Annotated in this window: 20 protein-coding genes; 15 read left to right on the forward strand and 5 right to left on the reverse strand. The window is 61.7% G+C overall.

The annotated features are described in order from the left end of the window. Positions 1-10: 10 nt before the first annotated feature. From HDC32_RS28005 to HDC32_RS28015, 3 genes are all read right to left on the reverse strand, one after another. Complete coding sequence (locus HDC32_RS28005; protein WP_145336745.1) at positions 11-652, reverse strand: oxidoreductase; 642 nt, start codon at positions 650-652, stop codon at positions 11-13. Between the two features lie 29 nt (positions 653-681). Beyond that, entirely contained in the window at positions 682-2,400 is a 1,719-nt protein-coding gene (locus HDC32_RS28010; protein ID WP_184746291.1) for a C13 family peptidase, read from the reverse strand. A 105-nt stretch (positions 2,401-2,505) separates the two neighbouring features. Further along, a complete protein-coding gene (locus HDC32_RS28015; RefSeq protein ID WP_027605226.1) occupies positions 2,506-2,961 on the reverse strand; it encodes a MaoC family dehydratase in 456 nt (151 codons plus the stop codon). Positions 2,962-3,125: 164 nt separating this feature from the next. Between HDC32_RS28015 and HDC32_RS28020 the strand changes: the two genes are divergently transcribed. From HDC32_RS28020 to HDC32_RS28035, 4 genes are all read left to right on the forward strand, one after another. Continuing rightward, entirely contained in the window at positions 3,126-3,479 is a 354-nt protein-coding gene (locus HDC32_RS28020; RefSeq protein WP_131700088.1) for a CidA/LrgA family protein, read from the forward strand. Further along, positions 3,476-4,192, forward strand: coding sequence for an LrgB family protein (locus HDC32_RS28025; RefSeq protein ID WP_184746293.1), 717 nt, complete (start codon positions 3,476-3,478; stop codon positions 4,190-4,192). The genes HDC32_RS28020 and HDC32_RS28025 overlap by 4 nt, the downstream gene beginning before the upstream one ends. Positions 4,193-4,213: 21 nt before the next feature. Then, entirely contained in the window at positions 4,214-4,804 is a 591-nt protein-coding gene (locus HDC32_RS28030; RefSeq protein WP_145336742.1) for an LON peptidase substrate-binding domain-containing protein, read from the forward strand. A 100-nt stretch (positions 4,805-4,904) separates the two neighbouring features. Next, on the forward strand, positions 4,905-5,120 hold the full coding sequence (locus HDC32_RS28035; RefSeq protein ID WP_131700091.1) for a hypothetical protein: 216 nt from the start codon (positions 4,905-4,907) through the stop codon (positions 5,118-5,120). Here HDC32_RS28035 and HDC32_RS28040 read toward each other — a convergent pair. After that, entirely contained in the window at positions 5,114-6,430 is a 1,317-nt protein-coding gene (locus tag HDC32_RS28040; RefSeq protein ID WP_131700092.1) for a bifunctional DedA family/phosphatase PAP2 family protein, read from the reverse strand. The genes HDC32_RS28035 and HDC32_RS28040 overlap by 7 nt on opposite strands. A 25-nt stretch (positions 6,431-6,455) precedes the next feature. Then, on the reverse strand, positions 6,456-7,139 hold the full coding sequence (locus HDC32_RS28045; RefSeq protein WP_131700093.1) for a DNA-3-methyladenine glycosylase: 684 nt from the start codon (positions 7,137-7,139) through the stop codon (positions 6,456-6,458). 175 nt (positions 7,140-7,314) lie between these two features. Between HDC32_RS28045 and HDC32_RS28050 the strand changes: the two genes are divergently transcribed. The 11 genes from HDC32_RS28050 to lipB all read left to right on the forward strand — a co-directional run bounded on the left by HDC32_RS28050 (position 7,315) and on the right by lipB (position 17,685). After that, entirely contained in the window at positions 7,315-8,580 is a 1,266-nt protein-coding gene (locus tag HDC32_RS28050) for a glutamate-5-semialdehyde dehydrogenase (RefSeq protein WP_131700094.1), read from the forward strand. Further along, on the forward strand, positions 8,580-9,224 hold the full coding sequence (nadD, locus tag HDC32_RS28055) for a nicotinate-nucleotide adenylyltransferase (protein WP_065910068.1): 645 nt from the start codon (positions 8,580-8,582) through the stop codon (positions 9,222-9,224). Before HDC32_RS28050 ends, nadD begins: the two co-directional genes overlap by 1 nt. 69 nt (positions 9,225-9,293) lie before the next feature. Continuing rightward, complete coding sequence (rsfS, locus tag HDC32_RS28060) at positions 9,294-9,788, forward strand: ribosome silencing factor (RefSeq protein ID WP_003176298.1); 495 nt, start codon at positions 9,294-9,296, stop codon at positions 9,786-9,788. 9 nt (positions 9,789-9,797) lie between these two features. Next, positions 9,798-10,265 (forward strand): 23S rRNA (pseudouridine(1915)-N(3))-methyltransferase RlmH, encoded by a 468-nt coding sequence (gene rlmH, locus HDC32_RS28065; RefSeq protein WP_003176297.1) that lies wholly within the window; start codon positions 9,798-9,800, stop codon positions 10,263-10,265. Positions 10,266-10,280: 15 nt separating this feature from the next. Beyond that, on the forward strand, positions 10,281-12,179 hold the full coding sequence (gene mrdA / locus HDC32_RS28070) for a penicillin-binding protein 2 (RefSeq protein ID WP_145336738.1): 1,899 nt from the start codon (positions 10,281-10,283) through the stop codon (positions 12,177-12,179). A gap of 31 nt (positions 12,180-12,210) precedes the next feature. Next, a complete protein-coding gene (gene rodA / locus HDC32_RS28075) occupies positions 12,211-13,314 on the forward strand; it encodes a rod shape-determining protein RodA (protein WP_050442794.1) in 1,104 nt (367 codons plus the stop codon). A 17-nt stretch (positions 13,315-13,331) separates the two neighbouring features. Beyond that, complete coding sequence (gene mltB / locus HDC32_RS28080) at positions 13,332-14,342, forward strand: lytic murein transglycosylase B (protein ID WP_131700096.1); 1,011 nt, start codon at positions 13,332-13,334, stop codon at positions 14,340-14,342. Continuing rightward, entirely contained in the window at positions 14,342-15,340 is a 999-nt protein-coding gene (locus HDC32_RS28085; RefSeq protein WP_092488466.1) for a septal ring lytic transglycosylase RlpA family protein, read from the forward strand. The genes mltB and HDC32_RS28085 overlap by 1 nt, the downstream gene beginning before the upstream one ends. Before the next feature lie 180 nt (positions 15,341-15,520). Next, on the forward strand, positions 15,521-16,678 hold the full coding sequence (locus HDC32_RS28090) for a D-alanyl-D-alanine carboxypeptidase family protein (protein ID WP_131700097.1): 1,158 nt from the start codon (positions 15,521-15,523) through the stop codon (positions 16,676-16,678). Between the two features lie 84 nt (positions 16,679-16,762). Beyond that, positions 16,763-17,038 carry a DUF493 domain-containing protein gene (locus HDC32_RS28095; protein WP_017848340.1) on the forward strand — a complete coding sequence of 92 codons (276 nt, stop codon included), beginning with the start codon at positions 16,763-16,765 and terminating at the stop codon, positions 17,036-17,038. Next, positions 17,038-17,685, forward strand: coding sequence for a lipoyl(octanoyl) transferase LipB (gene lipB / locus HDC32_RS28100; protein ID WP_184746295.1), 648 nt, complete (start codon positions 17,038-17,040; stop codon positions 17,683-17,685). Before HDC32_RS28095 ends, lipB begins: the two co-directional genes overlap by 1 nt. Positions 17,686-17,697 lie beyond the last annotated feature (12 nt).

A 17,697-nucleotide genomic window follows, 5' to 3' on the forward strand; every position in this document is an offset into this window, starting at 1 on the left:
GTGTTCGGCCTTATTTACCGAGCTTGCGCAGTTCGTCCGACTCCACCACCCGCACCCCGTCCTGCTCTTCCAGCGCCAGGCGCCACATGGCCCGTGCCAGTTCGCAGACTTCAATGCCGTGGTATTTGCCTGGGATCAGGCGTGACAGCGGCCCGGCCAATTGCTCGGCCAAGCGCGGCTCCAGCCGTTCCCCCAACAGCAACGAAGGCCGCACGATGGTCAGCTGCGGCCAGTCCTGGGCCTTGAGCGCCTGTTCCATTTCGCCTTTGACCCGGTTGTAGAACACCGAGGATTTCGGGTCGGCGCCAATTGCACTGATTACGATCAGGTGCCGCGCGCCCATCTCCCGCGCTCGCTTGGCAAAGGCTACGACCATATCCAGGTCGACGGCACGAAAAGCCTCTTCGGAACCGGCTTTCTTGATGGTGGTGCCCAGGCAGCAGAAGGCAATATCCACCTGGCCGCTCAGTTGCGGCAGGAACACCGCTGGGTCGCCCACCGGGTTTTCCAGGTGCGGGTGCTCGGCCAGCGGTTTGCGGGTGGGTGCAAGTACACGGGTCACGGTGGGTTCGTTGAGCAGGCGATCAAGCAGGTGTTCGCCGGTGAGGCCAGAGGCGCCGGCGAGCAGGATATGCTGAGGTGTCAGGTACATGGTGTTTCCCCCTTGTTACACGTTACAGCTTAGTTGCCTTTGGCTTCCTTGCTATTCATTGAGACGCTTTCCAGCGCCTTTCGTGCCTGCTGCTTGCGTAATAATTGCCAATGGGCGATCACGCCTTTGGGGGCCCAGATCTGCGGTTCGGACGCTTCGAAGTTGTCTGCCTGTTCGCGTTCGCTCACATGCAACTGCGCCAGCTTGAAGGCTTGCTGCAAATCGTCGGTCTGGTTGAAGGCTTGGGCGAAGAGGGCGTCGCCGAAGTAGGTGAAGTCGGCTTCTTCGGAACAACCGAAGGACACGCGGTCGGCGCGCGAGGCGGTCATGATCAGGGTGCGTTCGTCTTTGAGCACGGGGATGAAGCCGCCGGAGTAGCAAGCTGAAATCACGACGATCTTGTCGCGGTTTTTCAGCGGCGCGAGCACGGCGGCCAGCTCATCGGCGGGCAGATCGGCCAGTTCCATGCGTGGTTGGTCCAGCACCAGCTCGTGTTCGTGGGTGCCGTGGCTGGTCAGGTAGATAAACACCAGGTCTTCCGGGCCGGTGCGCTCGGCCAGGGTTTGCACGGCACGGCGCAGGCTTTCGCGGGTGGCCAGTGGCCGGTCGGCGATATGGTCGCGGTGGTTGACCAGGCGGATCTGCCCACGTGCGCCGAAGCGGGTGGCGAGCATATTGCTGACGTAATCGGCTTCGCGCAGGAACACGCTCTGTTTGCCGTCGCCGGCCACGGCCAGGGTGTACAGCTCCACTGCTGGGGTGGATGCAGGCACGGCGGCGAGGGCGGCGTCGAGCAAGCGGCCCTGGGCCAGTACGCCGATTTCCAGCGGATCGGGCAACAGTTTGCCGTCGGCATCACGCACGCGCATGCCGTTGACCCACGTGCCGGCTTGTACGGTGCCATCGGTGAGTACCAGGGTGCCGCGGCCTTGATAGTTGTCGCTGTCGAAGCCACCAATGTAGAAGCTGCCGTCGGTCAGGTTCAGGCGGCCTTCGCCGGTAAAGCGCCAATCGCTGAACTGGCCGACGTAATGGCTGCCGTCGACGCCGATCAACTCGCCCTTGCCGCTGAGTGCGCCTTCCTTGAACTGGCCGATCCACACGTCGCCATCGGCGTTTTCATAACGGCCCTTGCCGTTGAGTTGGTTCTGTTTGAACTGGCCGACATAGATGTCGCCGTCCGCGCTGTTGAAGGTACCGTTGCCCTCCAACTGGCCGTCGACGAAGTGGCCACTGAACTGGTTGCCGCTGTCGTCATTGCGCTGGCCTTCGCCGTTCGGCTTGCCGTGGGCGAACTGGCCCTGATACTGGCTGCCGTCGGCCAGTTCCAGGCGGCCGAGGCCGGAATACTGGTCGTCCTTGAATTCGCCGCGATAGGTCATCTGCCCTTCTTTGAGGGTGCCTTCGCCGTTGCGCCGACCGTTCTTGAACCCGCCCACATAGTGGCTGCCGGCTGTGGTCAGGCTGCCCTGGCCGTCGAACAGGCCTTGCTGGAACTGGCCTTTATAGATTTCGCCGTTGCTGCCATGCCATTCGCCCTGGCCGTGCCACTGGCCTTTGTCGAGCTGCCCGGCGTACCAGCTGCCGTTGGGGTAATCCACGCGCCCCTGGCCTTGCAGCAAACCATTGACCACATCGCCCCGGTAACGGCCGCCATCGGGCAGGCGCGCATCGGGCGGCAACAGCGATTCGCCGTCTCCGCAAGCGGTGAGCAACAGGGCAAGGGCAAGGGGGGCGAGTGGGCGCATAGCGGGATCCGGATATTTGAGCGCCGAGTATGCCGCAGCTGCGAGTTTCATACATAAATTTACATACCCTGTGGCGAGTTTCAGTGGCTCGCCACAGGGATGGGCTTACACGAAGTAGAGCGACAACGACTCGGCAACGTAAGCGGGTTTTTCCTGGCCATCGATTTCCAGGGTGGCGGTGGCCTTGAGCAACCACTGGCCGGGCTTTTTCTCGGTGACATCGGTGAGGGTCACGTTCAGGCGCACCTTGGAGTTGACCTTCACCGGCTGGATGAAACGCACGCTGTCCAGGCCGTAGTTGACCGCCATCTTCAGGCCTTCGGGCACGATCAGGATGTCTTCCATCAGCTTGGGCATCAGTGACAGCGACAGGAAACCGTGGGCGATGGTGCTGCCGAACGGGGTTTGCGCGGCCTTGACCGGGTCGACGTGGATGAACTGATGATCGCCGGTGGCTTCGGCGAACAGGTTGATGCGCGCCTGGTCGATGGTGAGCCATTCGGAACGTCCCAGTTCCTTGCCGACATAGTCTTTGAGCTGCGCTACGGGTACATAGGGCATTGCGTCTCTCCTTGGTTCATCGGTTCTGTTTTTTGGGGTTACAGAGAACCAATGTAGATCATCATGGGCATCCAGCCCGGTCAACCCACCATGCTTTTGGCGAATGCCGGGGCATAGGGCGGGCATGCTTATAATGCGGGTGGGTCTTGAGGGGGAGAGAACGGATGCTGTTACGCGGTCTGACATGGCTGGTGCTGTTTCAATTGATCGGCACGGCGATCAATCATTTGCTGGTGCCGGTACTGCCGGGGCCGATCATCGGTCTGCTGTTGATGCTCGGTTTCCTGATCTGGCGTGGCGAAGTCGGCGAGCCCCTGAGCCTGGCGGCCAGTAGCTTGTTGCGTTACTTGCCGTTGCTGCTGGTACCGCCGGCGGTGGGGGTGATGGTGTATGCCAAGGATATTGCCGCTGATTTCTGGGCCATCGTCGGTGCACTGGTGTTGTCGCTGGTGATCGCCATGGGCTTTGTCGGGTTGTTGATGGAACGCATGGTCAAGCGCAAGGAGAAGGATCAATGATCTTCGACTGGCACGGCGCGTGGACGGCTGTGATTCATCACCCGCTGTTCGGTATCGGTATCACCCTGGGTGCCTATCAGCTGGTGCTGGCGGGTTTTGAGAAAACCCGCTGGATTTTCCTGCAACCGGTGCTGGTCTCCATGCTGCTGGTGATCGGCGTGTTGCTCACGTGCGGCCTGAGCTACGCCGAGTACCGCAAGAGCACGGAGATCATGGGGATCCTGCTGGGCCCGGCGACGGTGGCCCTGGCGGTGCCGCTCTATCTGAACCTGCGGCGGATTCGTCAATTGTTCTGGCCGATTTTTACTACGCTGGTGATAGGCGGCGTGCTGGCCACCGGCCTGTGCGTACTGCTGGGTTGGTGGTTTGGCGCCGAACACAGGATGTTGATGACCATGGCACCGAAGTCGGTGACATCGCCGATTGCCATGCTGGTGGCCGAGCAGATCGGCGGTGTGGCAGCCTTGGCGGCAGTGTTTGTGCTGATCACCGGGGTGGTGGGCGCAATGGTTGGCCCGGCGTTACTCTCGCGTCTTGGGGTGTACAGTCCCGAGGCGCGCGGCATGGCGCTGGGCATGACTGCCCACGCCGTCGGCACCTCGGTGGCCCTGCAGGAAAGCGAAGAGTGTGGCGCCTTTGCGGCGCTGGCCATGAGTCTGATGGGCGTAGCCACAGCGGTATTCCTGCCGCTGGCCGTGTCAGTGATTGTTTAAACCGGGTTTAAGGAAGCCTTTATGAGTCTGGCGCTGTTCCCCCTCAATACCGTGCTGTTCCCTGGCTGCACCCTCGACCTGCAACTGTTCGAGGCGCGCTACCTGGACATGATCAGCCGCTGCATGAAAAAGGGCGAAAGCTTCGGCGTGGTGTGCATCCTCGATGGCAAGGAGGTGGGCATGGCCCCGGATGGCTATGCGCTGATCGGCTGCGAAGCGTTGATTCGCGACTTCAAGCAGCAGGACAACGGCCTGCTGGGGATTCGCGTCGAAGGCGGGCGGCGCTTCCGCGTGCGTGACGCCGGGGTGCAGAAGGACCAGTTGCTGGTAGCCGAGGTGCAATGGCTGGAAGAACTGCCGGACCAGGCGCTGGAAGAAGAGGATGCCGACCTGCTGGCTTTGCTCCAGGCCCTGGCCGAACATCCGATGGTCGCGTCGCTGGACATGGGCACCCATGCCGATGGCCAGCAAGCCTTGGGCAATCAACTGGCTTATCTGTTGCCGTTCACCGAGGCCGACAAGATCGACCTGCTGCAACTCGACGACCCGCAGCAGCGGCTGGATGCGATCCAGATGCTGCTCGATGAACTTCAGGGTGAGTTGTTCACCTGAGTTTCGGATCAGTCCTGCACCACTTTCAGATGTTTCTTCGTTGCTCCCGGTGCGTGGGCTGAAATAGTCGCCGATCACTCAACAATGATCGGGGATGAACATGATTCGGCTAGTGCAATCGGAGCAGGCAGCCTGGGACGCTTTTTTTGGCAGTATTGCCGCGCAATTGCTGCGGTTGGACGCCAAGCGCGGTCCGGAATACATCGCTGAACGCGCCGCGGAAATAGCTGATGAGATGTTGCTGGAGCGACGCGAGCGGTGTATTGAACGCCGCGCCGCGCCAGTTGATTGGCTCGGCCCGGCCCAGGATCAGTAGGCGTACCTGAGCAGCGCGTGGGGGGTGCCGGTAAAGGCAATGAAACCGAGCACCGCCACCACGGCGGGTAATACCAGCCACCAGGCCTTCTGCGGCATCGGCGGCAATGGGCTGCGGTACTGGCAGACGGTGAGGCTGAATGCACAGACGGTCATTGCCAGCAGCGTGCCAGCCAGGATGTCGGTGGGCCAATGGGCGCCGAGGTAGACCCGTGACAGCGCGATGAAGGCCGCAGGAATACAGCCCAGCAGCATCCAGGTCAGGCGCAGGCGCGTGGGTTGTCCGCGACCGGCCAGCACCGCCAACGCCAGAAAAAACGCAAACGCACCAGAGGCGTGGCCGCTGGGCATGCTGAAGCTGGTCAATGGGTCGGTGAGGATCTCCGGGCGGCCGCGGGCGAAAAACAGTTTGGTCCCGGTATTGATCACCGCCGCCCCGGCCAGAGTTGCACCGACAAACACGGCATGACGCCATTGCCGCGCCAGTAGCAGCAGACCCGTGAATACGGCGCTGGCGAAGAACATTTTCTTGAACTCGCCCAACTGGGTCACCATCACCATGGTCTGGTCCAGCCAGGGGCTGCGATGCTCCTGCACCAGCGCACTCAGGCCGTGGTCGAAGTCGTCCAGGTGGGTATAGCCGATAAACAGGGCGATCAACAACGTCAGGCTGGCGCAACCTATCCACAAGGTCGCGCGACGATGGCCGCGCACGCTGGTGTTCAGACTCAGCCCCAGCATGACCGCCAGGCAGGCTGTAACAACCCCCGCCTCAGGCCAGAACCCTTCCGGCAATGGCAAGCGGAACGCAGCGCCGGTCGCCCAGCCCGGCAGCAGGTAGGCGACTGACCAACCCGCTGCTGCCAGCAGGCTGACCAGGGCGAAACGCGGGAACGGCATGTCGCACATCCCGGCGACCATCGGCAGCATCGGCCGCAATGGCCCGATGAAGCGGCCCACCAGCAGGCTGGCGATGCCGTATTTGTGGAAGTAGGTTTCCGCGCCGTTCATCCATTCCGGGTGGTGGCGCAGGCCGGGCAGGCGGCGGATGTTCTGATGGAAGTGTCGCCCCAGGAAGTAGGAAACCCCGTCGCCCAACAAGCCTCCCAAGAACCCCATCAGCAGGGTTTCACTCAGGGACAAGGCGCCGCTGCCAGCCAGTGCCGCAATGGCAAACAGCAACACCGTGCCCGGCACGATCAGCCCGGCAATGGCCAGGCATTCCACGCACGCGACGATAAACACCGCCGCCGCCAGCCATTGCGGGTTGAGGGTCAGCCAGCCGGTAATGCTATCGAGCCACTGGCCCATAAATCTTCACTCCAACGCCACAGATTCAAATCAAAAAGTAGTCGCGGCCTTCGACCTGGCCCCGGCGCAGTGGGTTCCGCGTGCAATAGGGCGCATAGCCAGCATCGACGAAGCGGTACATCAAGTGCTCGTCACGGCCGCTGGGGATGCCCAATCGGGTGGTCTGGATGATGTGCGTCGGTGTCTGGCCGACGTCTTCCACATAGAGCAATTCTTGATCAAAGCGCTTGGCATCCCACATCGGCACCTTCAGGCCCAGCGCCTTGCACAGCAACGTCTGGCCGGCACACAGCTTTTGCGACGCGCGCGGGCTGCCATCGGCATTCGGGTTGTTCAGTAGCATCTGCGCCAGGCTGGCGGGCCCGGAGGTTTCATCGACCCATGGATAGGCCGATTTGATCAGCACGGCATTGCCCGGCCCCTGAGCGCTGAAGTTCAGCGAATCCCCGCCACGGGCGTAGTACATATAGATATGCCCACCATCCAGAAACAAAGCCTTACGTTTTTCTGTGTAGCCAAGTGAGGCGTGGCTGCCTTTTTCGGCCACGTAATAGGCTTCGGTTTCAATAATTCGTGCCGAAAGCCAGATATCGCCGACACGATGGCGTATGACTTTTCCGAGCAAATCTCGCGCGAGTATTTGCGCATCACGGTCGAAGAAGCTGTCGGGCAGGGCGCTGGCGGGGAGTTGGGGCGAAGAACTGGGCATGGTGGTCTGGGGTTAATACGGCTAAATGTGACGGAATAATAACAACTCCCACCTTAATTACGGCTGAACCCCAGGTTTTTACAGTTCATTTCGACCTTCCGCCCCTCACCGCTGTCAGTCGGGCGGCGTCACAGCTATAATCTGCCGCTTTCCTCTTTGCCAAGACTCCCTGACCATGACTGAGTCCGTTCTTGACTACATGACCCGCCTGGGTCGCGCTGCCCGTCAGGCCTCGCGGTTGATCGCCCGTGCGAGCACCGCGCAGAAGAACCGTGCCCTGCTGGCCGCCGCCGATGCTCTGGACGCTTCGCGCTCCGAGCTGACTGCGGCCAACGAACTGGACCTGGCCAACGGCCGCGCCAATGGCCTCGAGCCCGCCCTGCTGGACCGCCTGGCGCTGACCCCGGCACGCATCGACGACATGATCGAAGGTTTGCGTCAGGTGGCCAAGCTGCCTGACCCCATCGGTGAAATCCGCGATATGCGTTACCTGCCGTCCGGTATCCAGGTCGGCAAGATGCGCGTGCCCCTGGGCGTGATCGGCATCATCTATGAGTCGCGCCCGAACGTGACCATCGACGCCGCGAGCCTGTGCCTCAAGTCGGGTAACGCCACCATCCTGCGTGGCGGTTCCGAGGCGATCAATTCCAACCGCGCCATTGCCGCCTGCATCCAGCAGGGCCTGGCCGTGGCCGAGTTGCCGGCCGACGTGGTGCAAGTGGTCGAAACCACCGACCGTGCCGCTGTCGGCGCGCTGATCACCCTGCCGGAATTCGTCGACGTGATCGTACCGCGCGGTGGCAAGAGCCTGATCGAGCGCGTCAGCCGCGATGCCAAGGTGCCCGTAATCAAGCACCTGGACGGCGTCTGCCACGTGTACATCGACATCGCCGCCGACATCGACAAGGCGATCCGCATCGCCGACAACGCCAAGACCCACCGCTACGCGCCGTGCAACACCATGGAAACCCTGCTGGTGCACGTCGGCATTGCCGAGCGCGTGCTGCCGCCGTTGGCTGCCATCTACCGTGACAAGGGTGTGGAACTGCGCGGTTGCGAACGCACCCGCGCCCTGTTGGGCGCGGACGTGATCGAAGCCACCGAAGAGGATTGGTACACCGAGTACACGGCGCCGATCCTGTCGATCCGCATCGTCGACGACCTGGACCAGGCCATCGAACACATCAACAAGTACGGCTCCAAGCACACCGACGCCATTGTTTCCGAGCATTTCAGCGACGCCCGGCGTTTCCTCACAGAAGTGGATTCCGCTTCGGTGATGATCAACGCCTCGACGCGCTTTGCCGACGGCTTCGAGTATGGCCTGGGGGCGGAGATCGGCATCTCCACCGACAAGCTCCACGCACGCGGCCCGGTTGGCCTGGAAGGCCTGACCAGCGAGAAGTACGTGGTGTTCGGCGACGGTCATGTGCGCACTTGATGGCTAAACGCATCGGGCTGCTCGGCGGTACCTTCGACCCCGTGCACATCGGCCATTTGCGCAGTGCCCTGGAAGTCGCGGATGCCTTGGCGTTGGATGAGCTGCGCCTGATCCCTAATTTCCGGCCGCCCCATCGCGATACCCCGCAGGTGTCGCCGCAGCAGCGCCTGGAAATGGTACGCCTGGCCGTAGAGGGCATACCGCCGCTGGTGGTGGACGATCGTGAGCTCAAGCGCGATAAACCGTCCTACACTGTCGACACCCTGGAGCTGATGCGCGCCGAGTTGGCCGCGGATGACCAGTTGTTTCTGCTTTTGGGCTGGGACGCATTTTGCGGCCTGCCCTCTTGGCATCGCTGGGAGGAACTCCTCCAGCACTGCCACATCCTGGTTTTGCAACGCCCGGATGCCGACAGCGAACCGCCGGATGCCTTGCGCAACCTGCTGGCCGCGCGGTCGGTAAGTGACCCCTTGGCCCTGACCGGGCCAAACGGGAATATTGCATTCGTCTGGCAGACCCCGCTTGCGGTGTCTGCCACCCAGATCCGTCAACTGCTGGCCAGCGGGAAGTCGGTACGTTTCCTGGTGCCTGACGCGGTCCTGGCCTACATCGATGCGCACGGGCTTTACCGTGCGTCGAACTGAAAAGGCGCGCTTGAACGCACGAACAGTCGTGCAGCGAGCGCCCGAACATACGAGCAAAACGAGTTTTTTATGACGAACAAAGACGTAAGCAAAGTAAAACGCAAAGGCACGTTCAAAAGCGCCCCGCTGCCGGTTGAAGCCCACGTTGGCCCTGAACTGGCTGGCGAAGAGCTGGTAAAAGTCGCCGTTGCCGCCCTGGAAGACGTGAAGGCCCAGGACATCCAGGTCCTGGACGTGCGTGACAAGCAGAGCATCACCGACTTCATGATCATCGCCACCGGTACCTCCAACCGCCAGATCGGCGCGATGCTGGACAAGGTTCGCGAAGCCGTCAAAGCCCAAGGCGTGAAGCCGCTGGGTGAAGAAGGCAAGGGCGACAGCGACTGGGTGCTGCTGGACATGGACGACGTAATCGTTCACATGATGACTTCCAACGCCCGTCAGTTCTACGACCTGGAGCGTCTGTGGAAAGGCGCCGAGCAGAGCCGTGCCGCCGATGGCAAGCACCACAGCCCGGAAGTGGGCCACGCGCACTTCGACAAGCTCAACAAAGACCAGGAATAAGGAACGGCTGTGCGCCTGCGTCTGATTGCTGTCGGTTCACGCATGCCCAAGTGGGTGGAAGAAGGCTGGCACGAGTATGCCAAGCGTCTGCCCGCCGAGCTGTCGCTGGAACTGGTAGAGATACCGCTCAACACCCGGGGCAAGAATGCCGACGTGGCGCGCTTTATCCGTCAGGAAGGCGAAGCCATGCTGGCCAAGGTCGGTCCCAACGAGCGCATCGTCACCCTCGAAGTGCACGGCAAGCCCTGGAGCACCGAGCAGCTGGCGGTGGAACTGGATCGCTGGCGCCTGGACTCGCGCACCGTCAACTTCATGGTCGGCGGCCCCGAAGGGCTGGCGCCGGAAGTCTGCGCGCGGGCGGACCAGCGCTGGTCGCTGTCGGCGCTGACGCTGCCGCACCCGTTGGTAAGGATCCTGATCGGTGAACAGCTGTATCGCGCCTGGACAGTTCTGTCCGGGCACCCTTACCACAAATAATCTGCGCCCCTCCCGATGACCCAGCCGATCCGCATCAAGGACCACGAGAAAGACGCACGTCTAGTACGCGCGCGTGTGGTGTTTGGCGCTTTTATGGTGGTGGGTTTGATCGGGGTGCTGATTGCGCGCCTGTATTTCCTGCAGGTGATCCAGTACGACTATCACTCCACGCTGTCGGAGAACAACCGGGTGCATGTGCAGCCGATTCCGCCTACCCGTGGGCTGATCTTCGACCGCAATGGCGTGGTGGTGGCGGATAACCGGCCCAGCTTCAGCCTGAGCATGACCCGCGAACGTTCCGGTGATTGGCAGCAGGTCCTCGATGTGATCGTCGAGGTGTTGCAACTGACCCCGGAAGACCGGGTGATCTTCGAGAAACGCATGAAGCAGGGGCGTCGGCCATTCGAGCCGGTGCCGATCCTGTTCGAGCTGACCGAAGAGCAGATCGCGCGGATAGCGGTGAACCAGTTCCGCCTGCCGGGAGTGGAAGTAGTGGCACAGTTGGTGCGCCACTATCCCCAAGGGCCGCACTTTGCCCACTCCGTCGGCTACATGGGACGGATCAACGAGAAAGAGCTGAAAAGCCTCGATCCCGTCAATTACAGCGGCACCCACCATATCGGCAAGACCGGCATCGAGCGTTTCTACGAGCCCGAGCTGCACGGCCAGGTGGGTTACGAAGAAGTCGAGACCAATGCTCGCGGCCGCGTGCTGCGGGTGCTCAAGCGTACCGACCCGGTGCCGGGCAAGGACATTGTGCTGAGCCTGGACATCAAGCTGCAGGAAGCGGCCGAGATGGCACTGGGCGGCCGGCGTGGCGCGGTGGTGGCGCTGGACCCGAAGACCGGCGAAGTGCTGGCGATGGTCAGTCAGCCGAGTTTCGATCCCAACCTGTTCGTCACCGGGATCAGCTTCAAGGCCTACGCCGAGCTGCGTGATTCCATCGACCGGCCGCTGTTCAACCGCGTACTGCGCGGCCTGTACCCGCCGGGTTCGACCATCAAGCCAGCGGTGGCGATTGCCGGCCTGGACGCCGGAGTGGTGACTGCATCGAGCCGGGTCTACGACCCTGGTTACTACATGCTGCCCAACTACGATCACAAATACCGTAACTGGAACCGCACCGGTGACGGCTATGTCGACCTGGATACGGCGATCATGCGTTCCAACGACACCTATTTTTACGACCTGGCCCACAAGCTGGGGATCGACCGCTTGTCCGCCTACATGGGCAAGTTCGGCCTCGGTCAGAAAGTCTCCCTGGATATGTTCGAAGAATCCCCTGGCCTGATGCCATCGCGGGAGTGGAAGCGTGCGACTCGCCGCCAGGCGTGGTTCCCGGGCGAAACCCTGATCCTCGGCATCGGCCAGGGCTATATGCAGGCCACGCCTTTGCAGCTGGCCCAGGCCACGGCGCTGGTGGCCAACAAAGGCATCTGGAACCGCCCGCACCTGGCCCGTACCATCGAAGGCGAAAAGCCTTTGGATGAAAACCCCATCCCCGACATCGTGCTGCGCGACCCGTCCGATTGGACCAAGGTCAACCACGGCATGCAGCAGGTTATGCATGGCGCACGCGGTACCGCGCGCAAGGCGGCGATCGGTGCGCAATACCGTATCGCCGGCAAAAGTGGTACCGCCCAGGTGGTCGCGATCAAGCAGGGCGAGAAATACGACCGCTCCAAGGTCCAGGAACGCCACCGCGACCACGCCTTGTTTGTGGGTTTTGCCCCGGCCGACGACCCGAAAATCGTGGTGGCGGTGATGGTCGAGAACGGCGAGTCCGGCTCCGGTGTGGCGGCGCCTGTGGTGCGCCAGGTGATGGACGCCTGGTTGCTGGCCGACGACGGCAGGCTCAAGCCCGAATATGGCGGCCCCCCTTCAACCCCAGAGGTTACGGCCAGTGAAGAGTAATTTTGACCGCATCCTCTCCAGCGAGGATGTGATGCGTCGTCGCGCCACGCTGCTGCAGCGCATGCACATTGATGGTCCGTTGCTGATCCTGCTGCTGACCCTGGCGGCCGGCAGCCTGTTCGTGCTGTATTCGGCCAGCGGCAAGAACTGGGACTTGCTGATCAAGCAGGCGTCGTCGTTCGGCCTGGGCCTGTTATCCATGGTCGTGATCGCCCAGCTGGAGCCGCGTTTCATGGCGCGCTGGGTGCCGCTCGGCTATGTCGCCGGCGTATTGCTGCTGGTGGTGGTGGACGTCATGGGCCACAACGCCATGGGCGCGACCCGCTGGATCAACATTCCGGGGGTGATTCGCTTCCAGCCGTCGGAATTCATGAAGATCCTGATGCCGGCGACTATCGCCTGGTACCTGTCCAAGCGCACCTTACCGCCGCAGCTCAAGCATGTGGGGATCAGCCTGATCCTGATCGGGGTGCCGTTCATTCTGATCGTGCGCCAGCCTGACCTCGGCACCTCGCTGCTGATCCTGGCCGGCGGTGCGTTCGTGCTGTTCATGGGCGGCTTGCGCTGGCGCTGGATCCTCAGCGTGCTGGCGGCGGCAGTACCGGTGGCCGTGGCCATGTGGTTCTTCTTTATGCACGACTACCAGAAGCAGCGAATCCTGACTTTCCTCGATCCCGAAAGCGACCCGCTTGGCACCGGTTGGAACATTATCCAGTCGAAGGCCGCCATCGGTTCCGGCGGTGTATTTGGCAAGGGCTGGCTGCTGGGCACCCAGTCGCATTTGGACTTTTTGCCCGAGAGCCACACCGACTTCATTATTGCGGTGATGGGCGAAGAGTTCGGCCTGGTAGGCATTTGCGCGTTGTTGCTGATCTATTTGTTATTGATTGGTCGTGGCCTAGTGATTACCGCGCAGGCGCAGACGCTGTTCGGCAAATTGCTCGCCGGCAGCCTGACCATGACTTTTTTTGTTTACGTTTTCGTCAACATCGGTATGGTCAGTGGCCTGCTGCCGGTGGTTGGGGTGCCGTTGCCGTTCATTAGCTACGGCGGAACTTCGCTGGTGACATTGCTGTCAGCGTTTGGGGTTTTGATGTCGATTCATACGCATCGCAAGTGGATCGCACAGGTTTGAATAAGGTGAAGATGTCAATGCAAGTAATGCGCGGCTGGGCGACTCGGCATGCGTCCTGGATGGGCCTGATTGGGCTGCTGGGCGCAACGCAGGAGGCGCAGGCCGGTGACTACGATGGCTCACCCCAGGTCGCCGAGTTCGTTGGTGAAATGACCCGCGACTACGGTTTCGCCGGTGAACAGCTGATGGGCGTGTTTCGCGAAGCGCAGCGCAAGCAGGCGATCCTCGATGCTATCTCTCGCCCCGCTGAGCGCGTGAAACAGTGGAGCGAATATCGCCCTATGTTCCTCACCGACGCCCGCGTGGCCAGGGGTGTGGACTTCTGGCGCCAGCACGAGGCCGTGTTGGCCCGCGCCGAGCAGGAATACGGCGTGCCGGCCCAGGTCATCGTTGCGATCATTGGCATTGAAACCTTCTACGGGCGCAATACCGGCAGTTACCGGGTGATCGACGCCCTGTCGACCCTGGGCTTCGATTACCCGCCGCGCGCCGACTTTTTCCGCAAGGAACTGCGTGAGTTCCTGCTGTTGGCCCGTGAAGAGCAGGTCGACCCGCTGACCCTCAAAGGCTCCTACGCCGGTGCGATGGGCTTGCCGCAGTTCATGCCGAGCAGCTTTCGCGCCTACGCGGTGGATTTCGACGGCGACGGGCACATCAATATCTGGAGCAACCCGGACGATGCCATCGGCAGTGTGGCCAGCTACTTCAAGCGCCATGGCTGGGTCGGTGGCGAGCCGGTGGTGATCCGCGCCGATGTCACCGGGGAGCACGCCGATGAAGGCCTGACCCAGGGCATCGAGCCGGCCAAGACGGTTGGGGAGTTGCGGGCGCTGGGCTGGTCGAGTCAGAATGCGCCACGCGACGATATGCCGGTGACGGCGTTCCGCCTCGAAGGTGAAAACGGCCCTGAATACTGGATGGGCCTGAAGAATTTCTACGCAATCACGCGTTATAACCGCAGTGTGATGTACGCCATGGCCGTGCATCAGCTGTCAGACATGCTGGTCCAAGCACGGGGCAACAAGTAATGCGGGCATCGCCGTTCAATCAACCGCTCAAGCTGGTGGCGTTCGCCGCGTTGTCCCTGCTCGTCGTCAGTTGTTCCACCAGCCGTGGCCCGGTACAGAAGTCCGGCGGCACGGCTGTGCGTTCCCAGCCAGGACTGGACATCAACCGCGCGCACAAAGACGGCGCGCCGTGGTGGGATGTCGACGTGTCGAAGATCCCGGATGCCACGCCGACCCTGCACACCGGTCCATACAAGGCCAACCCCTATACGGTGCTGGGCAAGTCCTACTTCCCGTTGCAGGACTCCAAGACCTACGTGCAATCGGGCACGGCGTCCTGGTATGGCACCAAGTTCCACGGTCAGAACACCGCTAACGGCGAGGTCTACGACCTGTACGGCATGAGCGCGGCCCACAAGACCCTGCCGCTGCCCAGCTATGTCCGCGTGACCAACCTGGACAACAACCGCACGGTAATCCTGCGGGTCAACGACCGTGGACCGTTCTATTCGGATCGCATCATCGACTTGTCCTACGCCGCCGCCAAAAAACTCGGCTATGCCGAAATCGGTACCGCGCGGGTCAAGGTCGAAGGCATCGATCCGGCGCAGTACTGGGCCCAGCGTGGCAAACCCGCGCCGTTGATGCTCAACGAGCCCCAGAGTGCGCAGCCGCAAGTGACGGCATCAACCGGCAAGATCGAACAGTGGACGCCGCCACCGCAGCAGCACGCACCGGATACCGTGGTCGTGCCCCATGCGGCGCCAGGCGCCGCGGTCGCGGGCGGGCAATACCTGCAAGTGGGCGCTTTCGCCAACCCGGATGCGGCAGAACTGTTAAGGTCCAAGCTCAGCAGCATGGTCAGCGCGCCAGTGTTTATCAGCTCCATCGTGCGTAACCAGCAAACGTTGCACCGTGTGCGTATGGGCCCGATCGGTTCGCCGAGCGAGGTTGCACAAGTGCAGAACAGCGTGCGTCTGGCCAACCTGGGGCAACCCAGCGTGGTCACCGCTGAATAAAAAAGGATTGATGGCTCAGGTCCGTGCGCGGGTGTGAGCCGTGGTTGTTGGCTCGTTGAACAATAAAAACCCAGGGGCAAGGGGTGAGCGTGCAACCGAACACGTGACAGTCTGGTAGCGGGCTGTCTGAATAAGTTTTGCCCGCGAGGGCAAGTTTCCATAAGCAATTTCGAGAGACGGATGAACATCACCACCTTAGCCAAACGCACGTGCCTGCTTATCTCGCTGATCATCACCCCGGCCGCCTGGGCGGTTGAAATGGTGCCGGCTTCACCGCAACTGGCTGCCAAGTCCTGGGTCCTCATGGATGCCGCCAGTGGCAACGTGCTGGTCGAGAGCAACGGTGACCAGCGCCTGCCACCGGCCAGCCTGACCAAGCTGATGACCGCCTACATCGCGACCCTGGAAATCCGTCGCGGCCAGATCGGCGAAAACGACCCAGTGACCGTCAGCGAAAACGCCTGGCGTACCGGCGGTTCGCGGATGTTCATCAAGGTGGGCTCGCAAGTCACCGTCAGCGACCTGCTGCACGGCATCATCATCCAGTCCGGTAACGACGCCAGCGTCGCCCTGGCCGAGCACATCGCCGGCAGCGAAGACGCATTCGCCGACATGATGAACAAAACCGTGGCCGACCTGGGCATGACCAACAGCCACTTCATGAACCCCACCGGCCTGCCAAACCCTGAGCACTATTCGTCGGCTCACGACATGGCGATCCTGGCGCGCGCGATCATTCGTATCGACCCGGTTCACTATGCGATCTACTCCCAGAAGGAGTTCTTCTGGAACAACATCAAGCAGCCTAACCGCAACCTGTTGCTGTGGCGCGACAAGACCGTCGACGGCCTGAAAACCGGCCACACCGAAGAAGCCGGCTACTGCATGGTGTCGTCTGCGGTACGTGATGGCCAGCGCCTGATCGCCGTAGTCTTCGGCACCAATAGCGAGCAGGCCCGTGCGGCCGAGACGCAAAAACTGCTGACCTACGGTTTCCGCTTCTTCGAAACCCAGACCTTCTACCAGAAGGGTGCTGAACTGGCGACCGCGCCGGTGTGGAAAGGCGCGACTTCGCAAGTCAAGGCCGGCCTGGCTGAAGACCTGACCCTGACCATGCCTAAAGGCCAGCTGAAAAAGCTCGCTGCCAGCATGACCATGAACCCGCAATTGGTTGCACCCATCGCCAAGGGCGACGTGATCGGTAAAGTCGAAGTGAAGCTGGACGACAAGGTGGTACACAGCGCCGACCTGATCGCGCTGGACGCCGTCGACGAAGGTGGTATCTTCCGCCGCGTGTGGGATAGCATCCGTCTATTCTTCTACGGCTTGTTCAACTGATTGTGTGCACCTGCAAAGCCCCGCGTTGATCCGACGCGGGGCTTTGCCGTCGCCACGGCTTACCGCTTACGAGGCCGTTCTGCCATGACCGATAAAGAAGTAAAGGCGCCAAAGATCGAATTCCCGGTGACGGATTATCCCGTCAAGGTGATCAGCGATACCGGTGTAGGCAACAAAGACAAGATTCTGGATATCGTGCGTAAACACGCGACGATCAATGACAACCGGGTGGACGAGCGTTCGAGCACCAACGGTAAGTACACCACGATCCAGTTGCACATCGTTGCGACCGGTCAAGACCAGCTCTACGACATCAATAGCGAACTGCGGGCCACCGGCTTCGTGCACATGGTGCTGTGATGTCACAGGTCCTGGGCTTTCGCGAGCTCGGCCGGATGGACTACGAGCCCGTCTGGCATGCCATGCAGCGGTTCACGAATGAACGCGGCACTTCGGCACCCGATGAAATCTGGCTGGTGGAGCACCCGCCGGTGTTCACCCAGGGCCAGGCCGGCAAAGCCGAACATCTGCTGCTGCCGGGGGATATTCCGGTGGTGCAGGTCGACCGAGGTGGCCAAGTGACTTACCATGGGCCCGGTCAACTGGTGGCGTACCTGCTGCTGGACGTGCGCAAGCTGGGTTTTGGCGTGCGCGACCTGGTGAGCCGTATGGAGGCTTGCCTGATCGAGCTGTTGGCCAGTTACGGCGTGAGCGCCGCGGCCAAGCCCGATGCACCCGGTGTGTATGTGGATGGCGCGAAAATCGCGTCCCTCGGTTTGCGCATTCGCCACGGTTGTTCCTTTCATGGCCTGGCCCTGAACGTGGACATGGACCTGGCACCGTTCCGGCGAATCAACCCGTGCGGTTATGCCGGGCTGGCGATGACCCAACTGAGCGACCACGCCACACCGATTAAATTTGCCGAGGTAAATGCCCGGCTGCGTGCGCAGCTCGTCAAACACCTCGACTATGCTGAGCAGACGACCCTCACGGGCGGAATCGACTGATTATGACTACTG

This window comes from Pseudomonas sp. JAI120 (genome assembly GCF_014207255.1).
Taxonomy (GTDB): Bacteria; Pseudomonadota; Gammaproteobacteria; order Pseudomonadales; family Pseudomonadaceae; genus Aquipseudomonas.